The organism is Nonomuraea longispora (assembly GCF_004348345.1).
Classification (GTDB): Bacteria; Actinomycetota; Actinomycetes; order Streptosporangiales; family Streptosporangiaceae; genus Nonomuraea; species Nonomuraea longispora.
Genome location: NZ_SMJZ01000056.1, coordinates 19,821 through 45,234 on the forward strand (window position 1 = coordinate 19,821; position 25,414 = coordinate 45,234).

A 25,414-nucleotide genomic window follows, 5' to 3' on the forward strand; every position below is an offset into this window, starting at 1 on the left:
ACTAGTCAAGACCTGTGGCACCCGAAACGCCAGGCGGGTGCGATTTCCACCCTCGGCGCGCGCGGTCAGACCGGGGTGTCGACGGACTTCTTGGGTTCGGCGGCCACGTCGGCGGGCGTGGCGGGCGTACGACGGGTGATCAGCAGGTGGCGGGCGGTTCCCCAGATGCCGCGGCGGAACAGCAGCACGACCACGATGAAGATGGTGCCCGTGATGATCCCGGTCTCGGCGAACCCGGCGGTGGCCAGGAAGTCCTGGAGCTGGACGATCAGGGCCGCGCCGATGGCGCCGCCCCACAACGTGCCGATCCCGCCGAGGATCACCATCATCACGGCCTGCCCGGAGGTGGTCCAGTAGACGCCTTCGAGCGAGGCGAAACCGTGGCCGACGGAGAAGACCCCGCCGGCCGTGCCGGCGAGCGCGGCGGACAGGACGAACGCCTGGAGCTTGTAACGGTCGACCGGATAGCCGAGGGCCCGCGCCCGGTCGGGGTTGGCGCGGATGGACACCAGCACCCGTCCGAACGGCGAACGCACGATCCGCCAGGCGGCGAACAGCCCGGCCAGCACGAACGGCAGGCCCGCGTAGTAGAAGAAGAACGAGTCGGACAGGTCGAGCCCGAACAACTCGCGCGGGATGCCCTGCAGGCCGTTCTCCCCGCCGGTGACGTCTCTCCACTGGTTGGCCACGAAATAGATCATCTGGGCGAAGGCCAGGGTGACCATGGCGAAATAGATGCCGCTGAGCCGTACGGACAGGAAACCGATCGGCAGCGCCAGCAGCGCGGTGAACACCGCGCCGCCCGCGATCGCGACGGGGAAGGGCATCCCGGTGTGCAGCGCGATCAGGCCCGTGCAGTACGCCGACCCGCCCCAGAACGCGGCGTGCCCGAACGACAGCAGCCCGGTGAAGCCCAGCAGCAGGTCCACCGACGCGGCGAACAACGCCCAGCAGGCGATGTCGAGCGCCACCGGCGGGTAGATCAGCCACGGCAGGGCGAAGGCGGCGACGAGCCCGGCGACGAGGAGCAGCCATCCGCCCCGGCCCGAGCGGGCCAGCCTGGTCAGGATCACCGGAACGCCTCCTCGCGTCCGAACAGCCCGGCCGGGCGCCACAGCAGCACGACGGCCATGAGGATGAACACCAGGATCTGCGAGAGCGCCGGCACGTACAGGTTGCCGAGGGCCGACACGAGCCCGACGGCGAAGCCGGCCGCGACCGAGCCGAACACGGAGCCGAGGCCGCCGATCACCACGACCGCGAACACGGTGATGATGAGGTCGGCGCCCATGAGCGGGTTGACCGCCCGCATCGGCGCGGCCAGCACGCCGGCGAACGCGGCCAGCGCGATGCCGAAGCCGAACACCGGGGTCACCCACCGGCCGACGTCGATGCCGAGCCCGCGGGTCAGCTCGGGCCGCTCGGTCGCGGCCCTGACGATCATCCCGACCCGGGTGCGCGTGAGCACCAGCCACACGGCGACGCACATCAGCACCGACACGGCCAGCACGAACACCTGGTAGGCCGGGTAGGTGAACAGCCCGAGGTCGACCGTGCCGTCCAGCTCCTGCGGCCTCGGGTAGGGCTGCGAGCTCACCCCGTACTCCCGCTTGACCAGGTCCTGGAGGATCAACGCGAGCCCGAACGTGAACAGGAAGTTGTAGAGCGGGTCGAGCGGCGTCAGCCGCCGGATGAACAGCCGTTCCAGCACGATTCCGGCGACGCCCAGCAGCGGCGGCACCAGCAGCAGGGCGATCCAGAAGTTCAGTCCGAACGCGTCGAGCGCGATGAACGCCCCGAAGGCGCCGAGCATGTAGAAGGCGCCGTGGGCCAGGTTGACCACGCCGAGCATGCCGAAGATGACGGACAGGCCGAGGGCGAGCAGGGCGTAGAAGGCCCCGCCCACCAGCCCGTTGAACGCCTGCTGGAGCACGCCGGCCGCCTACAGCCTGCAGGCGGGGTCGGGCCGCGGCTGGAACGCCTCCGACGCCGGGATGGTCTTGAGGACCTTCACGTAGTCGTACGGCTCCTTGACCTCGCTGGACGGCTTGACCTCCGACAGGTACGCGTCGTGCAGCAGCAGGTGGTCCTGGGCGCGGATGGTGGCGTTGCGGGCGAACATGTCCTCGATCTTGTGGCCTTCCAGCTGCTTGACCACCTCGTCGGAGTTGTCGGTGCCGCCGCGCTGCACGGCCTCTAGATACTGCAGGGCGGCCGAGTAGTTGGCCGCCATGTTGGCGGTGGGCCGCTTGCCGGTCTTGGCGTGGAACTTGTCGGCCCAGGCGCGGGACTTCTCGTCGGCGTTCCAGTACCACATGTCGGTGTAGCGGGTCCCGGCCAGGGCGTCCGACCCGAGCGAGTGGATGTCGCTGAGCGCCAGCAGCCCGACCGCGAGCCCGACGCCCTTGTCGCGCAGCTTGTACTCGTTGTACTGCTTGACCAGGTTGACGAGGTCACCGCCGGCCTGCATCGTGCCGATCACCTGCGGCTTGGGGTCCAGGTTCGGCGCCTTGAGCAGGAACGTGGAGAAGTTGTCGTTGGGGAACGGCGTCGGGTCGGACGCGACCACGGTGCCGCCCGCTTCCTTGATCGCCGCGCTGAAGGTCTTCTGCATGTCCTGCCCGAACGCGTAGTCGGGGTAGACGATGTACCAGTTCTTGGAGCCGTCCTTGGTGACCTCGGCGCCGGTGCCGTGCGCCAGCATGTAGCTGTTGTAGCCGTAGTGGAAGGTGTACTTGTTGCACTGTTTGCCCTCGAGTTCGGTGCTGGCCGCGCCGACGTCGATGAACACCTTCTTCTTGTTCTTGGCGATGGTGGCGACGGCGAACGCGGCCGAGGAGGTCGGCACGTCGAGGATCACGTCGGCCTGCTGCCGGTCGTAGAGTTCCTGCGCCTTGGAGTTGGCGATCTCGGGCTTGTTCTGGTGGTCGGCGTCCTTGACCTCGATCGTCTTGGACGCCGCCTTGTCACCATATTTCGCCTGAAAGTCGGTCACCGCCATCTTGACGGCCTCGATCGTCTGACGTCCCGAGGTGTCGGCGTAGATGCCCGACTGGTCGTTCAGCACGGCCAGCACCACCTTGCCGTCACTGATCTTCTCGTCGCCACCGCCAGGACCGCCGCCGCATCCGGCCAGCAGCAGCCCTGTGGCGGCCAGGCAGCCGCCCCAGCCTGTGACTCTCATTCAGGCATCTCCTCTGTTTCCCCAGCGTCGTGGTCGTCAGATCCCGAGGTATTCGAGCAACTCGTGCTCGCGTTCGCGGACCTGGTCGTTGTCCAGCGACTCGACGATCCGGCCCTCGGCGAGCAGGTAGTGGCGGTCCGCGACGGTGGCGGCGAAGTGCACGTTCTGCTCGACGAGCAGGACCGTCACCCCGGCCGCCTTGACCTCGCGCAGGATCTCGCCGATCTGCTGGACGATCAGCGGCGACAGGCCCTCGGTCGGCTCGTCGCACAACAACAGCCGGGCGCCCGTGCGCAGCACACGGGCCAGCGCGAGCATCTGCTGCTCACCGCCCGACAACTTCGTCCCGGGGAACCGACGGCGTTCGCGCAGCGGCGGGAACGTCTCGTACACGCGCTTCAGCGGCCACGGCTCCTGGCCGCCCTTGGTCACGGGCGGGAGCAGCAGGTTCTCCTCGACCGACAAGGTGGCGTACACGCCCCGGTCGTCGGGGACGAAGCCCAGGCCGTGGCGGGCCCTGCGGTGCGGGGCCAGGCCGGAGATGTCCTCGTCGAACAGCGACACCGTGCCCGTGGTCCTGCCGTACGTGCCGTGCAGCCCCATCAGGCAGCGCAGCAGCGTGGTCTTGCCCGCGCCGTTCCGGCCGACCAGCGTGACGATCTCGCCCTCGTCCACCCGCATCGACACCTCGCGCAGGGCCTGCGCCTCGCCGTACCAGGCCGACAGCCGGTCAACGCGCAGCATGAGAGTCTCCGAGGTAGGCGGTGATGACCCGCGGGTCGTGGCGGATCTCGGCGTACGGGCCTTCGGCCAGCACCTTGCCGTGCTGCAGGACGGTCACCCGGTCGGCCAGGCTGGCCACCACGTTCATGTTGTGCTCGACCAGAACCACGGTCCGGCCCGCGCGGATCTTGCGGACGAGCTCGCTCGTACGGTCGACGTCCTCCACGCCCATCCCGGCCGTCGGCTCGTCGAGCAACAGCACCTTGGGGTCCAGGGCGAGGGCCAGCGCCAGCTCCAGCGCCCGTTTGCTCCCGTACGGCAGCGAACCCGCGGGCACATGGCCGTGGCCGGAGAGCCCGACCTGGTCGAGCAACTCCTCGGCGCGCTCCGCGAAGCGGGCCAGCGCCCGGTCGGAACGCCAGAACCGCCAGCCGAGACCGGTGGGGCTCGCCAGCGCCAGCTCCACGTGCTGGTGCGGGGTGAGCTCGGCGAACAGGCTGGTGATCTGGAACGAGCGCGCCACGCCCAGCCGGGTGATCGCCTCGGGGCTGCGCCCGGCCAGCTCCTGGCCGCCCGCCAGCAGCACGCTGCCCGCGCTCGGCTTCAGGAACCCGGTGAGCAGGTTGAACAGGGTGGTCTTGCCGGCGCCGTTGGGACCCACCAGTGCGTGCACGCTGCCCTCGGCGATGTCCAGGTCCACGCCGTCCACCGCGAGGAAACCGCGGAACTCCCTGCTCAGGCCGCGCACCCGCAGGATGGGGACGGATCCGCCCGGGGCGGCACCGTGCCCGCTCCCCACCGGATCTGCTCCCATGCGCCCTCCTCGCGCGTCACGACGTGACCCGAGTCACGCTCAGACCGCCGTAACCGTGAACGCTAAGTGGCAGCCGGGCCGCTGGACCAGGTGACTCGGACACACATTCCGGCAGCGCACTATGAGCTGGCGCACACCTTCCGCCGTCACGCGTCCTCGCTGAAGCCTCGCCGCACCCCCGAGATCACTGGCTCGGGCCGCGCCGGGTTCACGTCGTCACGCGGGCTGGGGCTCGGCGACGGGCGCCTCCCTGGTCCTGATCGGCCGCGTCACCTGCTTGGCCACGCACGACGGCATCCCCGCCGCGGCACCCGCCGCGCGGCGCTGGTAGACGCTGGGCGGCATGCCGACCAGCTCGGTGAAACGGGTGCTGAACGTGCCCAGCGACGAACAGCCCACCGCGAAACAGACCTCGGTGACGTTGAGGTCGCCACGGCGCAGCAGCGCCATCGCGCGCTCGATGCGGCGCGTCATCAGATAGGCGTACGGCGACTCCCCGTAGGCGAGGCGGAACTGGCGGCTGAGGTGCCCGGCTGACATGTGCACGCCGCGGGCGAGCGCCTCGACGTTCAGCGGCTGGGCGTACTCCCTGTCGATGCGGTCGCGTACGCGGCGCAGCCGCGCGAGGTCCTTCAGGCGTTCCGCCGTGGTGAGCGCGCGTCCCCACGCGGGATGGCACATGAGCAAACCCCTCTCGTCGACGGCCTACACTCGCTCAGCGCACTTCCTGGATGCGGACCAGGTTGCCCGCGGGGTCGCGGAAGGCGCAGTCGCGCACGCCGTACACCTGCTCCGTCGGCTCCTGGACGACCTCGGCGTCGCCGGCCCGCACCTTCCTGAACACGCCGTCGAGGTCCCTGGTGGCCAGCAGGATCCAGCCGTAGGTGCCCTTGGCCATCATCTGCTGGATGGTGCGGCGCTCGTCCTCGGTGATGCCGGGATCGGCGGCCGGGGGCGCCAGGAGGATGGACGTGCCGGGCTGTCCGGGCGGGCCGACCGTGATCCAGCGCATCGTCCCCTGCCCGACGTCGCTGCGTACCTCGAAGCCGAGGGTGTCGCGGTAGAAGGTCAGGGAGGCCTCCGGGTCGTCGTGCGGCAGGAAGGTCGTGTGAATGGTGATGTCCATACCGTCACGGTAACGGCGGCTCCCCGACCTGCGCTTCTCCCATCCTGACCGATCGGTGACGCCGGCTCACGCCTGGTCGGTGGTGCGGGTGTAGAGGGCGGTGATCTCGCCCAGCAGCCGGTCACGTGCCACGGCGGAGGGGGCGACGCCGGTCAGCACGTAGGCGGCGAGTCCTTCGGCCAGGGCCACGAGGGACAGGGCGGTGCCGGAGGCGTCCACCTCGGCGGCGACGCGGCCGGCTCGCTGGTCCTTTCTGATCAGGTCGGCCAGCCGGCGGTGGAGTCCGGCGTACAGGATGCGCAGCCTGGCCGCGATGCTCTCCTCGGCGAGGCCGAGGGCGTGGAAGGACTGGCGTACCCGCATGTGGGCCTCGGTCGTGGCGTCGTACGGGATGAGCTCGGTGAGCACGGTGGTGAGCACCAGGCGGGGGTCGGCGGCGTCGAGGGCGGAGCCGGTCTTCTGCCTGATGCGTACGCTGGACAGCTCGTTGCCCCGCTCGAATGCGGCCTCGATGAGTTGCCGCTTCGCCGGGAAATAGTGTTGCACCCGGCCGGGCGAGATGCCGGCCTGGGCCGCCACCTCGGTCAGGGACACGGCGGCCAGGCCGCGGTCGGCGACGATGGCGAGCACGGCGTCGGCGATCTCGTTGCGCCGCTGCTCGTGGTGGGCTCCGGGCCCACGGGCGCGTCTCGTTGCCACGTCGCCACCTTATCGATGCGGTCACACTGGTGTGGCTGGACGTGGTGGTGCTGGACGGAGGCCGGCCAGGCGGGGGGCGAGCCGCGCGGCCATGAGGCGGTAGCCGTCGGCGTCGGGGTGCAGGCCGTCGGGCAGGAGGAGGTGGGCGTCGCCGGCCCCGAGAACGCTCGGGCCGTCGATGAGGTGGAGGCCGGTGTCGCCGCATCGGCGCAGCGTCGTCACGGCGTCCGTGACGGCGCGGCGGACGTCTTCGAGGGTCATCATCGCCTGGTTGGGCAGCCGCTCACGGTCCGGTGAGACGATCGGCGAGAGCACGGCGATCGGCGCCCGCGGATGCGCGTCGCGGACCGCCTGGACGAACCCGGACACCTGGCCGGCGAAGGTCCGCGGGCCGAAACTCGCGGCGCCGTACACGTTGGCACCGAGGCACAACGAGATCACCTCCGCGGGCGTACGCGCGATGGCCCCGGCGGCGACGGGATCGAGGTGGCACTCCCCGGCGAAGCCGAGACAGGTGAGGTCCCAGCCGAGGCGGCGCGCGACGAGAGCGGGCCACGTCCGGCTCGGGCCGGCGGCCGAGCGGCACTGCGTGATCGAGCTCCCGTACGCGACCCAGCGGGGGCCCTCGTCCACGGCGGCGGCGTACGTCGCGCCGTGCAGGACGAGGGCACCCGTCCGGAGCTCGCCGAACTGGGGCAACCACGCCTCGACGACCTTGGCGCCGGGCGGCAACGAGACCTGGCTCGTCGCCGCCCCCGCCGTCAGCGCCGTACGCCGCCACAACGCGCCGTCCACGACGACGTCCAGCGACGTCACGTCGTCGTCGGCGGCGTGGGTGCGCAGTTCCAGCGCGCTCGCGTCGGTACGGACGACCGCGCGGACCCCGGCCGGCATGCGCGCCCGCGTGACCAGGCCGGAAGCGTGGGCGGTGGCGATCCGGCCGGGCGGCAGCCGCCACGGTTGCCACCAGCCGCCCTCCTCCGTCCAGGCCAGGCCGCCCCGCCAGACGTCCGGCCGGGCGTCAGGAGCGAGCCGGATCGGCGCCACGCCGGCCGGTCAGACCTTCGGGCCGAGCGCGACGCTGCGCCAGGCGTCCCCGTCGGAGAACGCGAGACCGCGCTTGCCGGTCTCCGGGTCGCGGACCATGACGACGCCTCCGACGTGGCCGGCCGCGTCCGGCAGCGCGCCCGGCGCGTGCTCGGCCAGGGCCACCTGGTGTGCGTACACAGTGCGCATCCGCCGGTCCGGGCTGCCCAGATCGCGCGCGTTGTCGGCGGGCGGGATCAGCCCGGTGGCGCTGGAGGCCATGGAGACCAGCTCGTTGGTGTTCGTGGTCGAGCAGAGCAACTCGGTGGCGGCCGATCCCGACTGGTTGACCGGGACCACCCGCAGCCCGCCCTTGACGCCCGGGTTGGCGTTGTTGCCCTCCACGACGAACGAGCCGTAGTGGTCCTCGCCCACCGTGGGCTTCTCGGTCGAGGTGCTGACCACCTTCGCCGCCGCGCCCAGCGGCTGGGCGACCTCCATCCGGTTGAACCGGCCAGGGCCGGCCTGCACGAACGAGTCCGCCCCCACCGTGCCCGCGACCAGCGGTACGTGCGCGGAGGCGTTGCCTATCACGTGTGACCCGTGCAGCCCGCCGGTGGTCATGATCGGTGGCCGGTCGGCGGGGTCGGCCGAGATGACGTTGCCGATGACGCTGAACGCGGTCGCCTTCCCGTCCACCCTGATCGCGGCGGCGTCGGACTTGCCGTCGAGGTTCCAGTGGTCGAACGAGTTGTTCGCGATGGTGATCTTGCTGGCGTCGTTCTCGAACCGGATGGGCGAGTGGTTGAGCCAGTTGAAGGTGTTCCCGCTGATGGTGACGTTCTGCGCCGTGACGCCGCTGGAGAACTGGATGGCGCTCGGGCCGTCGTTCAGGGGAGGTTCGAGCCCGCCGAGGACGTTGTCGGAGATCGTCAGGTTGTGGCCCCCGCTGGTGATCTCGATGATCGGCCCGTTGTCGCCTTTCTCCACCATGTTGCCGCTGATGGTGGAGTTGGTGAGGCTGCCGATCAGCAGGCGCCGGCCGATGTCGAGCAGGTTGCCCTGGATGATCGCGCCGCGGAAGTCGGCGTCCTCGGCGCCCTCCGTGACGATGGCCTGGAACGGGCTGTGGAAGTGGTTGTTGGTGATGAGCCACTTCCGCAACCCGTACGGCGGGACGTGGACGGGGCCGCCGCCGACGCCATCGGCGGGCCAGGCGAGGCTGATGCCGGTGGTGCAGAGGGCGACGAGGTTGTGCGAGAAGTACAGTCCGCGGCCGACGTGCTCGACGGCCAGCTTGAACGACACGAACGTGCACTCCAGGATGGCGGCGTCGGTGTCGTCGGTGTTGACCTCGCCGGCGAAGCGCAGCGCCCGGTTGTTCTCGGTCTTGGCGGGGGCGACGAAGGCCAGGCCGTGGATCGCGGCGAGCGAGCACCGTACGTCGATGCCCACGCCGTCGTGCTCCACCTGGATGACGGACGCGCGGTTCGTCATGGTGCTGTAACCGCGTAGCTGGATGCGGTTGTAGTTCTCGTCGGGCTGGTCGGGGATGACGATGGTCCGGGTGATCCGGTAGGTGCCCGGCGGGAAGACGACGATCCGGTACTGCGTGCGCTGGGCGTTGATGGCCTGCTCGATGGCCCCGGTGTCGTCGTGCTTCCCGTCGGCCAGCGCGCCGAACTCCTGGGGAGTGACGATTTCCGGCGGGTCCGCGGTCGCGGCCGCCACGGGGGAGGCTCCCCATGACGCGGTGGCCGCGGCCGCGCCCAGTGCCGCACCGCCGATTCGTAAGAGCGCTCGACGATCGGTGCCCTCGGGCATGGCCCCTACCTCCCATGAAGCGGGTTGATACGTATAGATCGTGGATCGTACAGACGTCATATCCGGCTTACAAGAGGCGGCGGATGCCCCTTTTTGCGCCCGCTTTGCGCTGTCTCGACGTAATGTTAGGGAAATCTACCCCTTGTGTGCACCCCCTCCGGGTCCCTAGAGTGCCCCCGAGTCGTTACGTATTAGTCAAGTGGATCGCCATGCGCAAACGAGCGGGGCCCCGTCGCCCCACCCAAGTCGAGATCGCCCAGCGGGCCGGGGTCTCCCAGGCCACGGTCTCCCTCGTGCTGAACGGGGGAGACGGTGTGCCGGTGGCCGAGGAGACCCGCCGGCGCGTGCAGCAGGCGATCGAAGACCTGGGGTACGCCGCCAACCCCGCCGCCCGCGCGCTGCGCGGGATGACCGTCAAGACCATCGGGCTCTACACGTTCGAGTCGGTGTTCCCGGTCGACCAGCGGGACTTCTACCACCCGTTCCTGCTCGGGGTGGAGGAGGAGGCGGCGCGGCTCGGCTACGACCTGCTGCTGTTCACCTCGGCCAACACCGCCCAGGGCGGGGTCTACGCCAGAGGGCGCAACGCGCTGCTGAAGGCCGACGGCTGCGTCCTGCTGGGCCGTCACATCTCCCGTGACGACCTGGCGAACCTCGCCAAGGAGGGCTTCCCCTTCGTCTTCATCGGCCGGCGCGACATCTCGGAAACCGAGCTGTCCTACGTCGCCCCCGACTACGTCACCCCGACCGCGGCCCTCGTGGAGGAGCTGGCCGCGCTCGGGCACCGGCGCATCCTGCTCCTGCGGCAGACCGACGGAGCCGAGCCGGGCGACGATCGCGAGCGCGGCCTGCGACAGGGCGCGCGGGCCGCGAACCTGCACCCGGACGACCTCGTGGTCGAGTTCTCCTCAGGCGCCGCGGACATCGGCACGGACCGGGTCACCGGATGGGTCCGGGACGGGGTCACGGCGGTCGTGGTCGAGCCCTCCGAGGACAACGCCACCGGCCTCGCCCTGGCCGAGGTCGCCGAGGCGGCCGGCGTGCGCATCCCCGACCACCTGTCGGTCGCCTTCCTGGGCTCCGCACCGCCGCCGACCGCCACCAGGATCTGGACGTCGTTCGAGATCCCCCGCGTGGAGATCGGCAGGGCCGCGGTGCAGCTGCTGGTCAACCTGCTCGAAGGCGCGGAGCAGCCGCCCCTTCAGCTGGTCGTGCCGTGCACCGACGTGCGCGGCAACTCGATCAGCCGGGTGGTGCGGCGATGACCAGGTACGCGCTGCGCACGGCGGCGACCGGAGTGCTGATCATCTTCGGCGCCGCCACCCTCGTGTTCTTCATCATGCGGGCCGCCCCCGGGGACCAGGCCCTGGTGCTGCTCGGACCGGACGCCACGGCGGCCGAGGTGGCGGCCGCCCGGACCAGGCTCGGCCTGGACCAGCCGCTGCCGGTGCAGTACTGGCACTATCTGACCCAGCTGGTGACGCTCGACTTCGGGGAGTCCTACCGCTTCGGGCAGCCGGCGGTCGAGCTGGTGTTGTCCCGGCTGCCGGCCTCGGTCGAGCTCACCCTGACGGCGACCGTCATCGCGATGGCGGGCGTCGTGCTCGGAGCGCTGGCCGGCGCCTACCGCGGCCGGTGGATCGACCGCGGGATCTCCGGGTTCGCCCTCACCCTCTACTCCATGCCGCCGTTCTGGATCGGCATCATGCTGATCCTGGTGATGGCGTTGCAGCTCAGGCTGCTGCCCAGCGCCGGCGTCGGCACCCCGGCGCACATCGTGCTCCCCGCGCTCACGCTCGCGGCCCCCTTCACCGCGCTGCTCACCCGGATCACCCGCAGCAGCGTCGCCGACACCATGGCGGAGCCCTACGTGCAGCGGGCGTACGCCAAAGGGCTCAGCACCCGCGAAGTGGTGACCGGGCACGTGGTGCGCAACGCGGCGACCCCCGTCGTGACCGTCGGCGCGCTGCACGTGAGCACGCTGCTGGGCGGCGCGGTGATCGTGGAGAGCGTCTTCACCTGGCCCGGCCTCGGCTCGCTGCTGGTGACGGCGGTCACCAACCGCGACTACTCGATCGTGCAGGCCGCGGTGCTCCTCATCGCGGTCATCGTGGTCTGCTGCAACGTCGCGGCGGACCTGATCGCCGCCCGGCTCGACCCGCGAGTGCGGCTGGGGGCGAAGGCATGAGCGCGATCACCGCCCGGCCACGGTTGTGGCCCGTACGCCTGAGGTCCACGCCGACCGTCGCCGCGGTCGCCACCGTCGTGCTCGCCGTCTACCTGGTCGTCGGCCTGATCGGCCCGCTGCTGATCGCCTACGACCCGGTGGCGACCAGCGTGGCCGACCGGCTGCTGCCGATCGGGGCGGTCAGATCGGACGGCACGGTCGCCCTCCTGGGCACCGACGGCGCCGGCCGGGACATGCTCGGCCAGCTCGTCTACGGCGCCAGGACGTCGATCATCATCGGGATCTCCGTGGTGGCCGCCTGCCTGGCGGTGGGGCTGGCTTTCGGGACGCTCGCCGGCTATCTCGCCGGCTGGACCGACGTCGCGATCTCCCGGCTGATCGACATCCTGATGGCCTTCCCCGGCATCCTGCTGGCGATCGTGATCGCCGGCCTCTTCGACCGCAGCATGCTGGTCGTCGTCCTGGCGCTGTCGGTGGCCGGCTGGGTCGGCTTCGCCAGGCTCGCCCGAGGGCTCACCCTCTCACTGCGCGAACGGCCGTACGTCGACGCGGCACGGCTGATCGGCGTTCCCACCCCGGTCGTGATCGTCCGGCACGTCGTCCCGTTCGTCATCGGCCCGGTGACCGCGCTGGCGACCACGGAGTTCGCCGGAGCGGTGTTGTCCGAGGCCGGGCTCAGCTTCCTGGGCCTCGGACTGCCCTCGGCCACGGTCTCCTGGGGCCAGGTCATCGCGAACGGCAAGGACTACCTGGACACCGCCTGGTGGATCTCTGCGCTACCTGGGCTGGCGCTGACCGGCCTCGTGGTGAGCACGGGCCTGCTCGGCGACCACCTCACCCAGCGTCTCGGCACGAGCCGCTGACAGCTCAGCCAATGTCAGGAGGGATTTCCATGAGGCCCGTTCGGCTTCGTCGTGCGGTGGCCCTCGCCGCCGCGACAGTATCCATCGTCGGGCTCGTCGCTTGCAGCACCACCACCGGCGGATCGTCGACAGGTGGCGCCGTGGCGCAGGAACTGGCCGTCGCCGTGTGGACCCCGATCGAGAACCTCGATCCGCACGGCGCCTCCGGGATGGACAACGGCACCCAGGTGGCCGCCAAGGCGATCTTCAGCCCGCTCCTCCGTACGAAGGGGAAGGGGCAGTTCGAAGGGGTGCTCGCCGAGTCCTGGCAGGCCAACGAGGACGCCACGGAGTGGACCTTCACGCTGCGCGAGGACGTCACGTTCTCCGACGGCACGCCGGTCACCAGCGCCGACGTCGTCGCCTCCTTCGAGCGGGTGCTGGCGCTCAAGGGCGCGATGGCCGGCAACTACGCCGGTCACAACGCCAAGGAGAGCGGTGCGGACAAGGTCGTCATCACCTCCAAGGACCCCGACCCGGCGCTGCTCGGCAAGCTCATCACCTTCTACGTCACCCCCGCCGCCCACCAGGACGGCGACTGGTCCAAGCCGATCGGCTCGGGCCCGTTCGTCGTCGAGCGGTTCACACCGGGCCAGAGCCTGGTGCTGGCACCCAACCCCGGTCACTGGCGCGGCAAGCCGGCGCTGAACCGCCTGGAGCTGCGCAGCGTCCAGGAGATGGCGGCGCGGATGACCGCGTTGAAGACCGGCGAGGTGGACATGACGTGGGTGGTCCCCGACGACCAGCTCGCGGGCCTGAAGGGCAACACCGACCTGGTGGTCGAGAAGGACTCGGGCAGCGGCGTCATCACCATGTGGATGAACGGCTCGGAGAAGGGCCTCAAGGAGGCCGCGGTCAGGCGCGCGTTGTGGCAGGCGGTCGACTTCGCCACCATCATCAAGTCGTTGTTCCCCGAGACGGGCTCGGTGGCGAACTCGGTGGTGACGCCCAACGTGCTCGGCTACGCGCCGCAGACCCCGGTGACGTACGACCCCGCCGCGGCCAAGAAGGCGCTGGACGACGCGGGCTGGGACTACGACCAGAAGATCCAGATGCAGTTCTCCCAGCCGCAGTTCCAGCAGTTCGCCGACGCGGTGGCCAGCGACCTCGCGAAGATCGGGGTCAAGGCGGAGCCCACCCAGAAGGAGGCGGCGGTCTTCCTGCAAGACCTGCTGGCGCTGAAGTGGGACCTGAACATCCAGCAGCTCGGCACGGCCGGCTTCGACGCGGCGACCAATCTCGGCCGGTTGTACACCTGCGCGGCCAAGCGTACGGGCTACTGCAACCCCGACCTCGACAAGCTGCTGAACCAGGCGGGCTCGACCAGCGACAACGCCAAGCGGCAGGAGCTGTATGGGCAGGCCAACAAGATCATTTGGGATGACGCGGTGGGCATGTACCCCATGTTCGTGCGGAACCTGTACGTCCGGAACAAGTCCGTACAGGGCCTCACCATTCCCCCGGACCTGACGCCTGACTTCTCCACCGTCCGCATCGGCAACGGCACATCATGAGCCGGATGTCCAAGGTCACCGACCAGGTGGCGGCGGAGCTCGACCCGGAGCCGGCGCCGCTGCTCCAGGTCGAGCACCTGTCGATCGACCTGCCCGGCCCGGCCGGCCCGGTCCGCGTGGTGGACGACGTCTCGTTCACCGTCGCCGCGGGCCGTACCACCGGCCTGATCGGCGAGTCGGGCAGCGGCAAGACCATGACGGCGAGCGCGATCATCGGCCTGCCGCCGCCCGGCGCGGCGGTCACGGGCCGGCTGCTGTGGCACGGCGACGACATGGTCACCATGGCCGAGCAGGACCGCCGCCGCCTGCGCGGGCGCGGCATCGCCATGATCTTCCAGGATCCCCAGGCGGCGCTGGACCCGACGCAGACGATCGGCCGGCAGGTCGGCGAGATCCTGCGGCGCGGCGGAATGCCCGCGAAGGAGGTCCGCCGCACCGTGATCGACCTGCTCGACCGGGTGGGCATCCCCGACCCGCAGACCCGGCACGCCCAGTATCCCCACCAGTACTCGGGCGGGCTGCGCCAGCGGGCCATGGTGGCGACGGCGCTGGCCGGCTCGCCGGAACTCATCCTCGCCGACGAGCCGACGACGGCGCTCGACGTCACCGTGCAGGCCCGCATCCTCGCGCTGCTGCGGCGCGTGCGCGACGAGGAGGACACGGCCATGCTGCTGGTCAGCCACGACCTGCGGGTGATGGCCCACGTGGCGGACGAGGTCGTCGTCATGTACGCCGGCCGGATCTGCGAGGTCGGCAGCGGCCGCGAGGTGCTCAACAGCCCGGCGCACCCGTACACGCGGGCGCTCGTGGTGAGCGTGCCCGCCGTACGCAGCAGGACGGCCATCGCCGAGCCGCTGCCGGGCAGCCCGGCGAGCCCGGCGGAACGCCCGAGCGGATGCCCCTTCCATCCGCGCTGCGCCAAGGCGCAGGACCGGTGCGCGAGCGAGGTGCCGCGGATGCGCCAGGTCGCCGCCGGCCGGCAGGTCGCCTGTCACTTCCCGGAGGAAACGTGAGCGCATCGCCCCTGGTCCAGGTCAGCGACCTCGTGGTCAACTTCCACACCCGGAGGGAGCGCAGGCGCGGCAGCGCGCCGAACGCCGTCGACGGCGTCTCCTTCGGCCTGAGCGCCGACGAGACCCTGGCGATCGTCGGGGAGTCGGGCTCGGGAAAGACCACGGTCGCCCGCTGCGTCGTCGGACTCCAGGCGCACCAGGAAGGGACGGTCATGTTCGACGGGGCCCCGGTCGGCCCGGTGACCAGGCGGTCACCGGCGACCCGGCGGGCGATCCAGATGGTCTTCCAGGACCCGGCGGCCTCGCTCAACCCCCGCATGACCGTGCGGTCGATCATCGCCGAGACCTGGCGGACCCACCCTTCGGCCGCACCCGACGGCCGAACCTGGGACGCCGCGATCGACGAGCTGCTAGCCGACGTCGGCCTCGACCCCGACGTCGGCACCCGCCGCGCCACGGCCCTGTCCGGCGGGCAGTGCCAGCGGGTCAGCATCGCCCGCGCGCTCGCCCTGCGACCCCGGCTGCTGGTCTGCGACGAAGCCGTCTCGGCGCTCGACGTCTCGGTGCAGTCACAGATCCTGCGGCTGCTGGCCGGCCTGCGCGCCGCCCGCGGCCTCGCCATCCTCTTCATCACCCACGATCTCGGGGTGGTACGGCAGATCGCGGACCGGGTCGCGGTCATGCACCGGGGCCGCCTGGTCGAGACGGCGACCGCCGACGACCTGTTCGAGCGGCCCGGCCATGCGTACACCAGGAAACTTCTCGCCGCCGCCCTTGACCTCGAGGGCGCCTGAATTCACATGCAACCAGGGGGAACGTTGGAATCACGGATCACTGATGCGGATCTGGCCATCATCGGCGGTGGCGTCGGCGCGGTCGCCGCCGCGCTCGCGGCGCTGCGGCAGGGACTGCGGGTGGTGCTGACCGAGGAGGGCGACCGCATCGGCGGGCAGTTCACCAGCCAGGGCGTGCCTCCGGACGAGCACAGGTGGATCGAGCAGTTCGGCTGCACCGCCTCCTACCGCCGGTACCGGGACGCGGTCCGCGACTACTACCGGACCTGGTATCCGCTCACCGTGTCGGCCAGAAACGAGCCGCACCTGAACCCCGGGCTCGGCCGGGTCGGCGCGCTGTGCCACGAGCCGCGGGTCAGCGGCGCGGTGTTGCGCGCCATGGTCGACCCCTACCTGAGCGGCGGCCGGCTGCGCATCCTGCTCCGTGCGCGGCCGGTCGCCGCGGAGACCGACGGCGACCGGGTGAGCAGCGTGACCGTGGACCGCGCGGACGGCGGCTTGGTGCACATCGTGAGCCCGTACTATCTGGACGCCACCGAACTCGGCGACCTGCTGCCGCTCGCCGGCGTGGAGCACGTGACCGGGTTCGAGTCCCGGCACGAGACCGGTGAGCCGAGCGCGCCCGAGGTCCCACAGCCTGGCAACATGCAGGCGTTCTCCTGGGTGTTCGCCGTCGATCACCGGGAGGGCGAGAACCACGTGATCGACCGGCCGGCGAACTACGACCACTGGCGCGCGTACCGTCCCGACTACTGGCCGGGACCGCAGATCGGGCTGACCGCCCCCGACCCGCGCACGCGGAAGCCGCTGACGCGCACGTTCACCCCGAACGTCCCGTCGGGGCCCGTGCTCGCCGACCAGAGCCAGGACCCGGGCGACCGCGAACTGTGGGAGTTCCGCCGGGCCGTCGCCCGCGAGCAGTACGAGCCCGGCTTCGTCACCAGCGACGTCACCCTGGTGAACTGGCCGATGATCGACTACGTGGAGGGGCCCCTCATCGGAGTGAGCGAGGAGGACAAGGCCCGCCACCTCGCCGGCGCGCGTGAGCTGTCGGAGAGCATGCTGTACTGGCTGCAGACCGAGGCGCCGCGGCCCGACGGCGGGCGCGGCTGGCCCGGCCTGCGGCTGCGGCCCGACGCCATGGACACCACCGACGGCTTCGCCGCCGCGCCCTACGTCCGCGAGTCCCGGCGCATCAGGGCCGAGTACACCGTCGTCGAGCAGGACGTGTCCCTCGCCGTACGCGGTGGGGCGGGCGCGACGCCGTACGACGACACGGTGGGCATCGGCATGTACCGGATCGATCTGCACCCTTCGACGGGCGGTGACAACTACATCGACGTCCCGAGTTGCCCGTTCCAGATCCCGCTCGGCGCCCTGCTGCCCGTACGCGTGCGGAACCTGCTGCCGGCCGGCAAGAACATCGGCAGCACGCACATCACCAACGGCTGCTACCGGCTGCACCCCGTGGAGTGGAACATCGGCGAGGCCGCCGCCTCGCTGGTGGCCTACTGCCTGGGGGAGAAGGTGGAGCCGCACGACGTCCGGCGCAAGGAAGGACACCTGCGCGCGTTCCAGGGCAAACTGAAGGCAGACGGCGTAGAGCTGGCCTGGCCGGAGATCCGGGGGTACTGATGTCCGTGTCAGGTGTGATCGTCCCCGCCGTGACCCCGATCGGCGAGAGCGGACGCCCGGACCTCGCGGCCGGCCTGCGCTACTTCGACGCGCTCGCGGCCGCGGGCATCACGAAGATCATGCTCCTGGGCACGAACGGCGAAGGGCCGCTGCACCCGACGGCCGAGATCGGCGCGTTCCTCACGGAGGCCGTCGGCCGCTGGCGGCGCCTGGTGCCTGACGGCGCCGTCGTCGTCAACGTCTCGGCCGCCGGCACCCGCGAGTCGCTCAGGCGGGCCGAGCTCGCCGCCGAGGCCGGCTGCGACGCGGTCGCCCTCAGCCCGCCCTGCTACTTCCACCATGACGAGCGCGACATCGTCGAGCACTATCGGGCCGCCCGTGCCGCCGCCGTTCCGGTGATCGCGTACCACATCCCGAGGTACGCGCCGCCGTTCTCGGCCGGCTCGATCGCGGCCGTCGCCGACATGGAGCACGTCACCGGCGTCAAGGACAGCTCCGGCGACGCGGACGTCCTGCGCCGGTGGCTCGACGTCAAGCGCCACCGGCCGGACTTCGGCGTCAGCCAGGGAGCGGAGGGCGCCATGCTCGACGCGCTGGCCGCCGGCGCCGACGGGATCACCCCCGGGATCGCCAACCTCTCCCCGCGCCTCGCGCTCGAACTGGTCGACGCCCACCACGCCGGCGACCAGGAGCGTGCCGCCCTGGCCCAGAAGCAGGTCGTCCGGCTGCTCGGCGTGCACCGGGTCCGCCCCGGAGTCCCGGTCGTCAAGGCGGCACTGGCCATGCGGGGCCTGTGCCGCCCCACGGTCGCCGCGCCGCTGCGCACCCTCGACGACGGCGAGCTGACGGCGCTGCGCGAGTTCCTGAGGGAATTCGAGCCGGAACTGATCGCAGGCGCCGATGGCTGACGTCGAATGGTGGCGTACCGCGGTGATCTACCAGATCTACATCCGGTCCTTCGCGGACGGGAACGGCGACGGGATCGGCGACATCGCCGGAATCCGCAGCCGCCTCGGCTACCTGGCCGGGCTCGGCGTCGACGCCATCTGGATCACCCCGTGGTACGCGTCGCCGGGCAACGACGGCGGCTACGACGTGTCCGACTACCGCGCCATCGCCCCCGAGTACGGCGACGTACACGAGGCCGAGCAGCTCGTCGCGGCGGCGCACCGGCACGGCCTGCGGGTGATCCTCGACATCGTGCCGAACCACACCTCCACCGACCACCTCTGGTTCCAGGCCGCGCTCGCCGCCCCTCCGGGCTCCCCGGAACGGGCGCGATACCACTTCCTGGACGGCTCGGGAGCGCCCAACGACTGGCGCAGCACGTTCGGCGGCCCGGCCTGGACCCGGGTTCCCGACGGGCAGTGGTACCTGCACCTGTTCGACCCCACCCAGGCCGACCTGAACTGGTCCAACCCCGAGGTGCGCGCCGAGTTTCTCGACCTGCTGCGCTTCTGGTTCGACCGCGGGGTCGACGGGTTCCGCATCGACGTCGCCACCGGCCTGGTCAAACACCCCGGCTACCCCGACCTGGGCTACCGGGAGGAGGACCTGCTCGTCCTCACCGACGTGCCCGACCACCCGCACCGCGACCGCGACGAGGTGCACGCGATCTACCGGGACTGGCGGGAGGTGGCCGACGCCTACGACCCGCCGAGGGTCTTCGTCGCCGAGGCGTGGGTGGCCGATCCCGACCGGCTCGCCAGGTACGTGGCGCCCGCCCAGCTCCACACCGCGTTCAACTTCCCCTTCCTGCAGTCCGCGTGGGACGCCGGCGACCTGTTCACGGTGATCGACTCCACGCTCCGCACGATGGCGCTCTCCGGCGCGCCGCCGACCTGGGTGCTGTCCAACCACGACGTCGAACGTACGGTGACCCGCTACGGCCGCGCCGACACCCGCAAGCACCAGGGAAGATCGGGTCACGAACTGGGCCCGGTCGACGAGGAGCTCGGCCGGCGCCGAGCCAGGGCCGCGCTGCTGCTCATGCTGGCGCTGCCCGGCGTCGCCTACCTCTATCAGGGCGAGGAGCTCGGGCTGCCCGACCACCTGGACATCCCCGACGACCGCCTCCGGGACCCGATCTGGACCCGGTCCGGCGGGCGGCGACGGGGGCGCGACGGCTGCCGTGTGCCGTTGCCGTGGACGCCCGCCCCGGACGGCGCCGGGTTCGGGTCGGCGGACCCGTGGCTGCCTCAGCCTTCCGGCTGGGGACGGCTCTCGGTGGCCCGCCAGGTGGCCGACCCGGACTCCACGTACGGGCTGGTGGCGCGGGCGCTGCGGATCCGGCGGGAGCTGGACGTGCCGCAGGAGCTCGAATGGGTGGACCGGGCCGGCTCCGTGCTGCGTCTGCGGCGGGGGCCGTACTTCGAATGCGTCGTCAACCTCGGTGCCACCGAGGTGCCGCTGCCCGCGGACACGGTCACGCTCCTGCGCAGCGACACGCACGCCGAGGAGCGCGCTCCGCTCGGGCCGGACACGGCCGCCTGGCTGCGCGTACGGGACGGGACCGCGGAGTGGACGTGAGGCGCCCCAACATCGTGCTGATCCTCGCCGACGACCTCGGATATTCCGACATCGGCTGTTACGGCGGCGAGATCCGCACGCCGAACCTCGACCGGATCGGGCGGTCGGGGGTGCGGTTGTCGCAGTTCTACAACACGGCACGCTGCAGCCCGTCGCGCGCCTCCCTGCTGACCGGGCTGCATCCGCACCAGACCGGCATCGGCGTCCTGGCCGGGAACAACGCGCCCGGAGGATATCCGGGCAGCCTCAACGACCGCTGCGTGACCGTCGCCGAGCTGCTCGGGGATGTCGGGTACGCGACTGGCATGTCGGGCAAATGGCACCTGAGCGGGCCGTTGTGGGAACCGGCCGACTCGTGGCCCACCCGGCGGGGCTTCTCCGACTTCTTCGGGACGCTCAGCGGATGCGGCAGCTACTACGACCCGGCGACGCTGTACCGCGGCGAACAGGACGCGAGCGACGAGACCCGCGATCCGCGCTTCTTCTACACCGACGCGATCACCGATCACGCGGTGGACTTCATCGGCCGGGAGGCCGCCGCCGGCCGGCCGTTCTTCGCCTACGTCGCCTACACCGCGCCGCACTGGCCGCTGCACGCGCCCGAGGACGACATCGCCGGCTACGACGGCGTCTACACGGCGGGCTGGGACGAACTGCGCGCCCGCCGGCTCGACCGGCTGCACGCGGAAGGCCTGCTCGGCACCGAGTCGGCACTGTCCGCGCCCGATCCCGCCCAGCCATCGTGGGCGTCGGCGCCGCATCAGACGTGGGAGGCACGCCGCATGCAGGTGTACGCCGCCCAGGTGGAGCGGATGGACCGGGGTGTCGGCCGGATCCTCGACCGGCTGGCGGCGTCCGGGGTCTCCGACGACACCATCGTCGTCTTCCTGTCGGACAACGGCGGCTGCGCCGAGATCCTGCCGCTCGGCGACCCCGGCGAGTTCCGGGCCGGGCGACACATCGTGCCCGCGGCCACCCGTGAGGGCGCCGAGCTGCGGGTCGGCAACCTCCCGGGCGTCGACCCCGGGCCCGAGGACACGTACGCGAGTTACGGCCCCGCGTGGGCCAACCTGTCCAACACCCCGTTCCGCCTCTACAAGCGCTGGGTGCACGAGGGAGGCATCGCGACCCCGTTCGTCGTGCACTGGCCCGCCGGAGGCCTGGCCGCCGGCCGGATCGTCCGGACGCCCTGCCAGCTCACCGACGTGCTGCCCACCCTGCTCGCCGCCGCCGGCGTCACGTACCCGAGCGAACACCGGGGTCACGAGGTGCCGCCCCTTGAGGGGCGCGACATGACGCCCGCCCTGCGCGGGGAGCCGGTCCAGGACACGTGGCTGTTCTGGGAGCACCTCGGCAACGCCGCCGTACGCCGGGGGCGGTGGAAGCTGGTCCGCGAGCACGCGGCGCCATGGGAGCTGTACGACCTGGACACCGACCGCTCCGAGCTGACCGACCTGGCCGGGCACCACCCCGACGTCGTCGCCGAACTGGCCACCGCGTACCAGGCCTGGGCACGGCGGGTCGGCGTCATACCGCGCGGGTGAGAGCCTTGTCCGCGGGATCCGGCGTCTGCTGGGCGGCCACGTAAGCGGCGTCGCGTACCTCGTTCAGCCATCCCGCCGGGCGCAGACCCGGGATGGGACGGCGGAGGGGGTTGAACCGCGTCGGCATGTCGGCGTCCCCGATCGCCGGGCCGGACAGTTCGACCTGGCCGAACAGAGTCCATGGACCTCTCGGGGCGGCGGCCAGCAACTCCGCGCGCAGCGGACCGTACTCGACCGCCTGCTCCAGCGCGTCGATCGTGGCCGGCAGCCGGGCGGGCGTGTGGAACAGCGCGCCGAGCAGGAGCCTGCGCTCACCCACCTGGTACGGGAACAGAGAGCCGTACATCCCCGTCCAGCGCGTGGCGGGCCGCAACGCACGACGGCCGAGCGCGGTGTGGCCGGTGGTGGCCAGCAGCAGGTCGGCGGTGGCGTCGTCCTGCTGCCAGCGGAAGGCGAGCCCGAGAATGTCGGGAAGCGGCGGCGGCACACCCGTGGAGCGGGACAGCCGCGCGATTCCCCGCAGGTCCAGCGGCTGGTCGAGGAACCGGGCACCCCACGGCCGAGGCGTCCCGTGCAGGCGCAGCCGCGCCTCCAGGATCAGCCCGCACCGGTGGAGGGGGCGCCCTCGCCGCAGCCGGGCGGCGGTGCCGAACGTGGCGGCCAGCCCGGACCGCACGAAGGAGGTGCACCACTCCATGACCTGCTCCTCAGGGCGGGGACCGCGTCTTCGGAACGGCAGCTACCCGAGGTGCCGAGGGAGAATCCCCTTGGCGAGGGCGGCCGGACCGGGGCGAACGACAGTGCCCGCTGACATCCGGCCCTCGCCGCGTACTCAGTTCTCGTCGAGATGCGTGCGATAGGTGTGGTAGACGCGCAGCTCACGCCGCGCCTGGTGACGGCTGCGGCGGCGGTCCACGCGACGGAAGTGCTGCCACTCCCGGGAGGAGCGCTTGGCGTCGACGACGAGCACGTGGTAGCCGGGAGGGCCCCAGAAACAGCCGTCCTGCTTCCAGTCGGTGCTGTCGACGTCGATCTCGTCCCGCAGCGTGCACGGCCCGAAACGGTGATCATGCACGGGCACGCAGGTGGTCAGTGGCGCGTCGGCCATCCGCACCCACCATGGCCGGGTCTTGTCGGTCTTGCTCATACGGTCACCTTTCGGCTCCGTGACGCCCCTGGTTGGGGCTGTCGCTAGACCGGGTGCACCGTGATCACCTCCGAGCTCCGTACAACACAAAAGGGACCGAGAGCGACAACGCCGCTCAAAGATCCTGATCACGACACTACCTCGAACCGCCGCCCCGTGCGGCTCGCCGTCGTAGGTTGGGCACATGCTCGGCCTTCCCCCGAACGCGGAAGCGGCGCGGTTGCTGGACCGGATGGACGCAATGCCCGCCGACCGGGACGAAACGCCGGCGGTCCGGCCCGACCCCCACAAACACCCCGGACTGTGGCGGCACCTGGAACGGTGCCATCGGGACATGATTTCGCAGATGGGCTCAGGGCTTGCGGGCAACGGATACCGCGGCTTCCCGGCGTTCCCGGTCGACGCCGGCCCCGTGGCGTTGCACCTCTACGTCTGGCTCTGTCTCCCTTGCGAAGGGCGTACGTGACCCACCTGCGATCCGGCCGGCACTGGCGTGCCCGCACCGGCCGGATCGTTCATGGCGTGTCCTTCTGAACGGGTGAGCAGCAGCCGTCCGAGCAACCATCAGACTCGGAGACGGTGCCGCCGGACAGGGTGGCGGCTGGGACCGCGCAGCAGGCGTCCCCGCGCCAGGCTTCGCGGCCTTCCTTGACCGCGACGGCGGCGATGACGAGGGCGGCGACGGGATCGGCCCAGGACCAGCCGAACAGGCTGTTGAGCGCCAGGCCCACCAGCAGGACCGCCGACAGGTAGGTGCACAGCAGGGTCTGCTTGGAGTCGGCGACCGCGGCGGCGGAGCCGAGTTCGCGGCCTGCGCGGCGCTGCGCGTAGGACAGGAAGGGCATGATCACGAGCGACAGAGAGGCCAGGATCAGGCCGGGCGTGGAGTGCTCGGCCTCGCCGACGCCCAGCAGGGCGCGGACCGAGTCGAAGGTGACATAGGCGGCCAGGGCGAAGAACGAGAGCGCGATGACGCGCAGCGCGGTCTTCTCCCGTGCTTCGTGGTCGGTGGCGGAGAACTGCCAGGCGACCGCGGTGGCGGAGGCGACCTCGACGATGGAGTCGAGGCCGAATCCGACGAGGGCGACCGAAGAGGCGATGGTGCCTGCGGCGATGGCCACAACCGCTTCGATCACGTTGTAGGCGATGGTGGCTGCCACCAGCAGCCGGATACGCTGCCGCAGCAGGGTGCGCCGCGCCGGGGACGGGACGGGGCCGGTCAGGTTGAGCGCGCTCATGTCGCCGCTTCCCCGGCCGCCGGCGCGACACCGTCACAGTCGTTGTGGCCGGGGGCGGGGCGGAGCGTGACCGCGTGGCCGGTGGCTGCCAGCAGCTGCTCGGCCGAGGCCAGCAGGTCCATCAGCTCGGGCCGGGTGAGGGAGTAGAACGACTGCCGGCCTTCGGCGCGATAGGCGACGAGGCCGCAGTCGCGCAGGCAGGCCAGGTGCTTGGACACCGTGGACTGCGCCAGCCCGAGTTCGGCGGTCAGGTCGACCACGCGAGCCTCGCCGCGGGCGAGCCTGGCCACGATGCGCAGCCGGGTTTCGTCGGCCAGCGAGTGGAACAACGCTGCCGCCGGGGGGACGCCGACAGCGATATCGATGCGGACGCAGCGACCAGCAACATCATTAATCGCCATACAGCGATGATATTCCAGAAAGGGTATGTCATCGCAAGAGCAAGGAAGCCGCGCCGTAAGCTCAGCAGGCATGCTCCGGGCTGACGACCAGGCGCAGCGCCGCCGGGATCAGCCGACGGTGTGGCGCAGGGGGTCGGTGAAATGCAGGCCCTTGTCCGCCAGACGCTTCTCCACCTCCTCAGGGTCCGCGGCGGGCAGCACGTAGTACTCCTCCAGTACGGCACGCGCGGCGTCGTTGTCGCTGACCGCCCAGTCCCAGATCACCTGCTCCCCCTCGACCATGACCTCGAAGGCGAAAAACGCGCAGCAGGCCTTCTCCCGTGCGGCGAGGTCGCGCGCCCACGCAGCCACGCCGGGCTCGGCGCGCAGCCGGAAGCGGACGCCCTGGCCGGTCCGCTCGCGGCTGAGCAGGTGCCGTCCGAACAGCAGCCGGTATTCCTCCAGGCGCTGCCGGGCGGTGTCAGGAGCGGTGGTCATGTCGCAGACGACGGGCGTGGAAGCGGGCGGGATGTCCATGCCGGACTCCTCTCGACGGGTTCCGGCGCTCTTGTGGCGCCCTCACGTGAACCGTAAAGTCTGGAGCTGAGTCCAGAGTCAAGAGGCGAAGCCACATGAGAATCGGACAGGTCGCTCAGGAAGCCGGGGTCAGCGTGGACACCGTGCGCTTCTACGAGCGGCGCGGCATCCTGCCCGCGGCCGAGCGCAGACCCTCCGGATACCGCGTCTTCACCACCGAGGCGGTGGAACGCATCCGCATGGCCAAGGCGCTACAGGAGCTGGGCTTCACCCTGGACCAGGTCATCGCCGCCCTGGCCGCGCACGACCAGGGCGGCGCCACGTGCGACAGTGAACGCTGGCGACTGGAAGCGGTGGTGAACCGGCTCGACGTCAAGATCGCAGAGCTGACCAGGGCCCGCCGCACCGCTGCGGCGGGCCTTCAGGACTGCCGGGCCGGCCGCTGCCGGCTCATGTACGGCCAGGCCGAGGCCGGCGTCAGGTCAGGTAGCGGAACCACAGGTACGGCGCGGTCAAAGTGATGGTCACCACGGTGACGACCAGGCCGTACTTGGTGAACTGCCAGAAACTGATCGGGGTGCCGTTGCGGGCGGCGAT

Annotated in this window: 27 protein-coding genes; 12 read left to right on the forward strand and 15 right to left on the reverse strand. The window is 71.1% G+C overall.

The window, feature by feature from the left end:
• Window positions 1–65: 65 nt before the first annotated feature.
• From E1267_RS16795 to E1267_RS16840, 10 genes are all read right to left on the reverse strand, one after another.
• A complete protein-coding gene (locus E1267_RS16795; protein WP_220449519.1) occupies window positions 66–1,073 on the reverse strand; it encodes a branched-chain amino acid ABC transporter permease in 1,008 nt (335 codons plus the stop codon).
• Window positions 1,070–1,933, reverse strand: a complete 864-nt coding sequence (locus tag E1267_RS16800; RefSeq protein ID WP_132333509.1) for a branched-chain amino acid ABC transporter permease — start codon at window positions 1,931–1,933, stop codon at window positions 1,070–1,072. Before E1267_RS16800 ends, E1267_RS16795 begins: the two co-directional genes overlap by 4 nt.
• A 9-nt stretch (window positions 1,934–1,942) precedes the next feature.
• Window positions 1,943–3,184 (reverse strand): ABC transporter substrate-binding protein, encoded by a 1,242-nt coding sequence (locus E1267_RS16805; RefSeq protein ID WP_132333510.1) that lies wholly within the window; start codon window positions 3,182–3,184, stop codon window positions 1,943–1,945.
• 36 nt (window positions 3,185–3,220) lie between these two features.
• Window positions 3,221–3,928 carry an ABC transporter ATP-binding protein gene (locus E1267_RS16810; RefSeq protein ID WP_132333511.1) on the reverse strand — a complete coding sequence of 236 codons (708 nt, stop codon included), beginning with the start codon at window positions 3,926–3,928 and terminating at the stop codon, window positions 3,221–3,223.
• The gene (locus tag E1267_RS16815) at window positions 3,915–4,721 is read right to left on the reverse strand and encodes an ABC transporter ATP-binding protein (protein ID WP_132333512.1); all 807 of its coding nucleotides are present in this window, start codon (window positions 4,719–4,721) and stop codon (window positions 3,915–3,917) included. Before E1267_RS16815 ends, E1267_RS16810 begins: the two co-directional genes overlap by 14 nt.
• 216 nt (window positions 4,722–4,937) lie before the next feature.
• Window positions 4,938–5,402 carry a helix-turn-helix transcriptional regulator gene (locus tag E1267_RS16820; RefSeq protein ID WP_132333513.1) on the reverse strand — a complete coding sequence of 155 codons (465 nt, stop codon included), beginning with the start codon at window positions 5,400–5,402 and terminating at the stop codon, window positions 4,938–4,940.
• Between the two features lie 34 nt (window positions 5,403–5,436).
• Entirely contained in the window at window positions 5,437–5,847 is a 411-nt protein-coding gene (locus tag E1267_RS16825) for a VOC family protein (protein WP_132333514.1), read from the reverse strand.
• Between the two features lie 66 nt (window positions 5,848–5,913).
• On the reverse strand, window positions 5,914–6,546 hold the full coding sequence (locus tag E1267_RS16830; protein WP_132333515.1) for a TetR/AcrR family transcriptional regulator: 633 nt from the start codon (window positions 6,544–6,546) through the stop codon (window positions 5,914–5,916).
• A gap of 21 nt (window positions 6,547–6,567) precedes the next feature.
• Window positions 6,568–7,593, reverse strand: coding sequence for an SGNH/GDSL hydrolase family protein (locus E1267_RS16835; RefSeq protein WP_132333516.1), 1,026 nt, complete (start codon window positions 7,591–7,593; stop codon window positions 6,568–6,570).
• Window positions 7,594–7,602: 9 nt separating this feature from the next.
• Window positions 7,603–9,303, reverse strand: a complete 1,701-nt coding sequence (locus tag E1267_RS16840) for a right-handed parallel beta-helix repeat-containing protein (protein WP_165959650.1) — start codon at window positions 9,301–9,303, stop codon at window positions 7,603–7,605.
• A 302-nt stretch (window positions 9,304–9,605) separates the two neighbouring features.
• Between E1267_RS16840 and E1267_RS16845 the strand changes: the two genes are divergently transcribed.
• The 10 genes from E1267_RS16845 (at window position 9,606) to E1267_RS16890 (ending at window position 21,515) form a co-directional block, all read left to right on the forward strand.
• On the forward strand, window positions 9,606–10,661 hold the full coding sequence (locus tag E1267_RS16845) for a LacI family DNA-binding transcriptional regulator (RefSeq protein WP_132333518.1): 1,056 nt from the start codon (window positions 9,606–9,608) through the stop codon (window positions 10,659–10,661).
• The gene (locus E1267_RS16850) at window positions 10,658–11,584 is read left to right on the forward strand and encodes an ABC transporter permease (RefSeq protein ID WP_132333519.1); all 927 of its coding nucleotides are present in this window, start codon (window positions 10,658–10,660) and stop codon (window positions 11,582–11,584) included. Before E1267_RS16845 ends, E1267_RS16850 begins: the two co-directional genes overlap by 4 nt.
• Window positions 11,581–12,447 (forward strand): ABC transporter permease, encoded by an 867-nt coding sequence (locus tag E1267_RS16855; protein WP_132333520.1) that lies wholly within the window; start codon window positions 11,581–11,583, stop codon window positions 12,445–12,447. Before E1267_RS16850 ends, E1267_RS16855 begins: the two co-directional genes overlap by 4 nt.
• A 140-nt stretch (window positions 12,448–12,587) precedes the next feature.
• Window positions 12,588–14,000: an ABC transporter substrate-binding protein gene (locus E1267_RS16860; protein WP_165959651.1), complete on the forward strand. Its 1,413-nt coding sequence runs from the start codon at window positions 12,588–12,590 to the stop codon at window positions 13,998–14,000.
• 5 nt (window positions 14,001–14,005) lie between these two features.
• Window positions 14,006–15,013 carry an ABC transporter ATP-binding protein gene (locus E1267_RS16865; protein WP_132333522.1) on the forward strand — a complete coding sequence of 336 codons (1,008 nt, stop codon included), beginning with the start codon at window positions 14,006–14,008 and terminating at the stop codon, window positions 15,011–15,013.
• Window positions 15,010–15,807, forward strand: coding sequence for an ATP-binding cassette domain-containing protein (locus E1267_RS16870; RefSeq protein ID WP_220449520.1), 798 nt, complete (start codon window positions 15,010–15,012; stop codon window positions 15,805–15,807). Before E1267_RS16865 ends, E1267_RS16870 begins: the two co-directional genes overlap by 4 nt.
• Window positions 15,808–15,831: 24 nt before the next feature.
• Window positions 15,832–17,442, forward strand: coding sequence for an FAD-dependent oxidoreductase (locus tag E1267_RS16875; protein WP_246063964.1), 1,611 nt, complete (start codon window positions 15,832–15,834; stop codon window positions 17,440–17,442).
• The gene (locus tag E1267_RS16880; protein WP_132333525.1) at window positions 17,442–18,350 is read left to right on the forward strand and encodes a dihydrodipicolinate synthase family protein; all 909 of its coding nucleotides are present in this window, start codon (window positions 17,442–17,444) and stop codon (window positions 18,348–18,350) included. The genes E1267_RS16875 and E1267_RS16880 overlap by 1 nt, the downstream gene beginning before the upstream one ends.
• Window positions 18,343–19,971: a glycoside hydrolase family 13 protein gene (locus E1267_RS16885; protein WP_132333526.1), complete on the forward strand. Its 1,629-nt coding sequence runs from the start codon at window positions 18,343–18,345 to the stop codon at window positions 19,969–19,971. The genes E1267_RS16880 and E1267_RS16885 overlap by 8 nt, the downstream gene beginning before the upstream one ends.
• Window positions 19,968–21,515 carry an arylsulfatase gene (locus E1267_RS16890; RefSeq protein ID WP_165959646.1) on the forward strand — a complete coding sequence of 516 codons (1,548 nt, stop codon included), beginning with the start codon at window positions 19,968–19,970 and terminating at the stop codon, window positions 21,513–21,515. The genes E1267_RS16885 and E1267_RS16890 overlap by 4 nt, the downstream gene beginning before the upstream one ends.
• Here E1267_RS16890 and E1267_RS16895 read toward each other — a convergent pair.
• Window positions 21,499–22,212 carry a hypothetical protein gene (locus E1267_RS16895; protein WP_132333528.1) on the reverse strand — a complete coding sequence of 238 codons (714 nt, stop codon included), beginning with the start codon at window positions 22,210–22,212 and terminating at the stop codon, window positions 21,499–21,501. The genes E1267_RS16890 and E1267_RS16895 overlap by 17 nt on opposite strands.
• Before the next feature lie 135 nt (window positions 22,213–22,347).
• Complete coding sequence (locus tag E1267_RS16900) at window positions 22,348–22,662, reverse strand: hypothetical protein (RefSeq protein ID WP_132333529.1); 315 nt, start codon at window positions 22,660–22,662, stop codon at window positions 22,348–22,350.
• 184 nt (window positions 22,663–22,846) lie between these two features.
• Between E1267_RS16900 and E1267_RS47905 the strand changes: the two genes are divergently transcribed.
• Window positions 22,847–23,128 carry an acyltransferase domain-containing protein gene (locus tag E1267_RS47905; RefSeq protein ID WP_425465080.1) on the forward strand — a complete coding sequence of 94 codons (282 nt, stop codon included), beginning with the start codon at window positions 22,847–22,849 and terminating at the stop codon, window positions 23,126–23,128.
• 49 nt (window positions 23,129–23,177) lie between these two features.
• On the opposite strand, the gene E1267_RS16905 is transcribed toward E1267_RS47905, so the two are convergent.
• The 3 genes from E1267_RS16905 to E1267_RS16915 form a co-directional block, all read right to left on the reverse strand.
• Window positions 23,178–23,900 carry a cation efflux transmembrane domain-containing protein gene (locus E1267_RS16905; RefSeq protein ID WP_132333530.1) on the reverse strand — a complete coding sequence of 241 codons (723 nt, stop codon included), beginning with the start codon at window positions 23,898–23,900 and terminating at the stop codon, window positions 23,178–23,180.
• Complete coding sequence (locus E1267_RS16910; protein WP_132333531.1) at window positions 23,897–24,301, reverse strand: ArsR/SmtB family transcription factor; 405 nt, start codon at window positions 24,299–24,301, stop codon at window positions 23,897–23,899. Before E1267_RS16910 ends, E1267_RS16905 begins: the two co-directional genes overlap by 4 nt.
• Window positions 24,302–24,409: 108 nt before the next feature.
• A complete protein-coding gene (locus E1267_RS16915; RefSeq protein WP_132333532.1) occupies window positions 24,410–24,817 on the reverse strand; it encodes a hypothetical protein in 408 nt (135 codons plus the stop codon).
• 95 nt (window positions 24,818–24,912) lie between these two features.
• Between E1267_RS16915 and E1267_RS16920 the strand changes: the two genes are divergently transcribed.
• Complete coding sequence (locus E1267_RS16920; RefSeq protein ID WP_132333533.1) at window positions 24,913–25,338, forward strand: MerR family transcriptional regulator; 426 nt, start codon at window positions 24,913–24,915, stop codon at window positions 25,336–25,338.
• Window positions 25,339–25,414: the final 76 nt, after the last annotated feature.

What these genes read in the sequence shown, in the direction of transcription:
- E1267_RS16805 (WP_132333510.1), bottom strand. Translation starts at nt 3,184, where the DNA reads ATGAGAGTCACAGGCTGGGGCGGCTGCCTGGCCGCCACAGGGCTGCTG.
- E1267_RS16810 (WP_132333511.1), bottom strand. Translation starts at nt 3,928, where the DNA reads ATGCTGCGCGTTGACCGGCTGTCGGCCTGGTACGGCGAGGCGCAGGCC.
- E1267_RS16815 (WP_132333512.1), bottom strand. Translation starts at nt 4,721, where the DNA reads ATGGGAGCAGATCCGGTGGGGAGCGGGCACGGTGCCGCCCCGGGCGGA.
- E1267_RS16820 (WP_132333513.1), bottom strand. Translation starts at nt 5,402, where the DNA reads ATGTGCCATCCCGCGTGGGGACGCGCGCTCACCACGGCGGAACGCCTG.
- E1267_RS16825 (WP_132333514.1), bottom strand. Translation starts at nt 5,847, where the DNA reads ATGGACATCACCATTCACACGACCTTCCTGCCGCACGACGACCCGGAG.
- E1267_RS16845 (WP_132333518.1), top strand. Translation starts at nt 9,606, where the DNA reads ATGCGCAAACGAGCGGGGCCCCGTCGCCCCACCCAAGTCGAGATCGCC.
- E1267_RS16850 (WP_132333519.1), top strand. Translation starts at nt 10,658, where the DNA reads ATGACCAGGTACGCGCTGCGCACGGCGGCGACCGGAGTGCTGATCATC.
- E1267_RS16855 (WP_132333520.1), top strand. Translation starts at nt 11,581, where the DNA reads ATGAGCGCGATCACCGCCCGGCCACGGTTGTGGCCCGTACGCCTGAGG.
- E1267_RS16865 (WP_132333522.1), top strand. Translation starts at nt 14,006, where the DNA reads ATGTCCAAGGTCACCGACCAGGTGGCGGCGGAGCTCGACCCGGAGCCG.
- E1267_RS16880 (WP_132333525.1), top strand. Translation starts at nt 17,442, where the DNA reads ATGTCCGTGTCAGGTGTGATCGTCCCCGCCGTGACCCCGATCGGCGAG.
- E1267_RS16885 (WP_132333526.1), top strand. Translation starts at nt 18,343, where the DNA reads ATGGCTGACGTCGAATGGTGGCGTACCGCGGTGATCTACCAGATCTAC.
- E1267_RS16895 (WP_132333528.1), bottom strand. Translation starts at nt 22,212, where the DNA reads ATGGAGTGGTGCACCTCCTTCGTGCGGTCCGGGCTGGCCGCCACGTTC.
- E1267_RS16900 (WP_132333529.1), bottom strand. Translation starts at nt 22,662, where the DNA reads ATGAGCAAGACCGACAAGACCCGGCCATGGTGGGTGCGGATGGCCGAC.
- E1267_RS47905 (WP_425465080.1), top strand. Translation starts at nt 22,847, where the DNA reads ATGCTCGGCCTTCCCCCGAACGCGGAAGCGGCGCGGTTGCTGGACCGG.
- E1267_RS16905 (WP_132333530.1), bottom strand. Translation starts at nt 23,900, where the DNA reads ATGAGCGCGCTCAACCTGACCGGCCCCGTCCCGTCCCCGGCGCGGCGC.
- E1267_RS16910 (WP_132333531.1), bottom strand. Translation starts at nt 24,301, where the DNA reads ATGGCGATTAATGATGTTGCTGGTCGCTGCGTCCGCATCGATATCGCT.
- E1267_RS16915 (WP_132333532.1), bottom strand. Translation starts at nt 24,817, where the DNA reads ATGGACATCCCGCCCGCTTCCACGCCCGTCGTCTGCGACATGACCACC.
- E1267_RS16920 (WP_132333533.1), top strand. Translation starts at nt 24,913, where the DNA reads ATGAGAATCGGACAGGTCGCTCAGGAAGCCGGGGTCAGCGTGGACACC.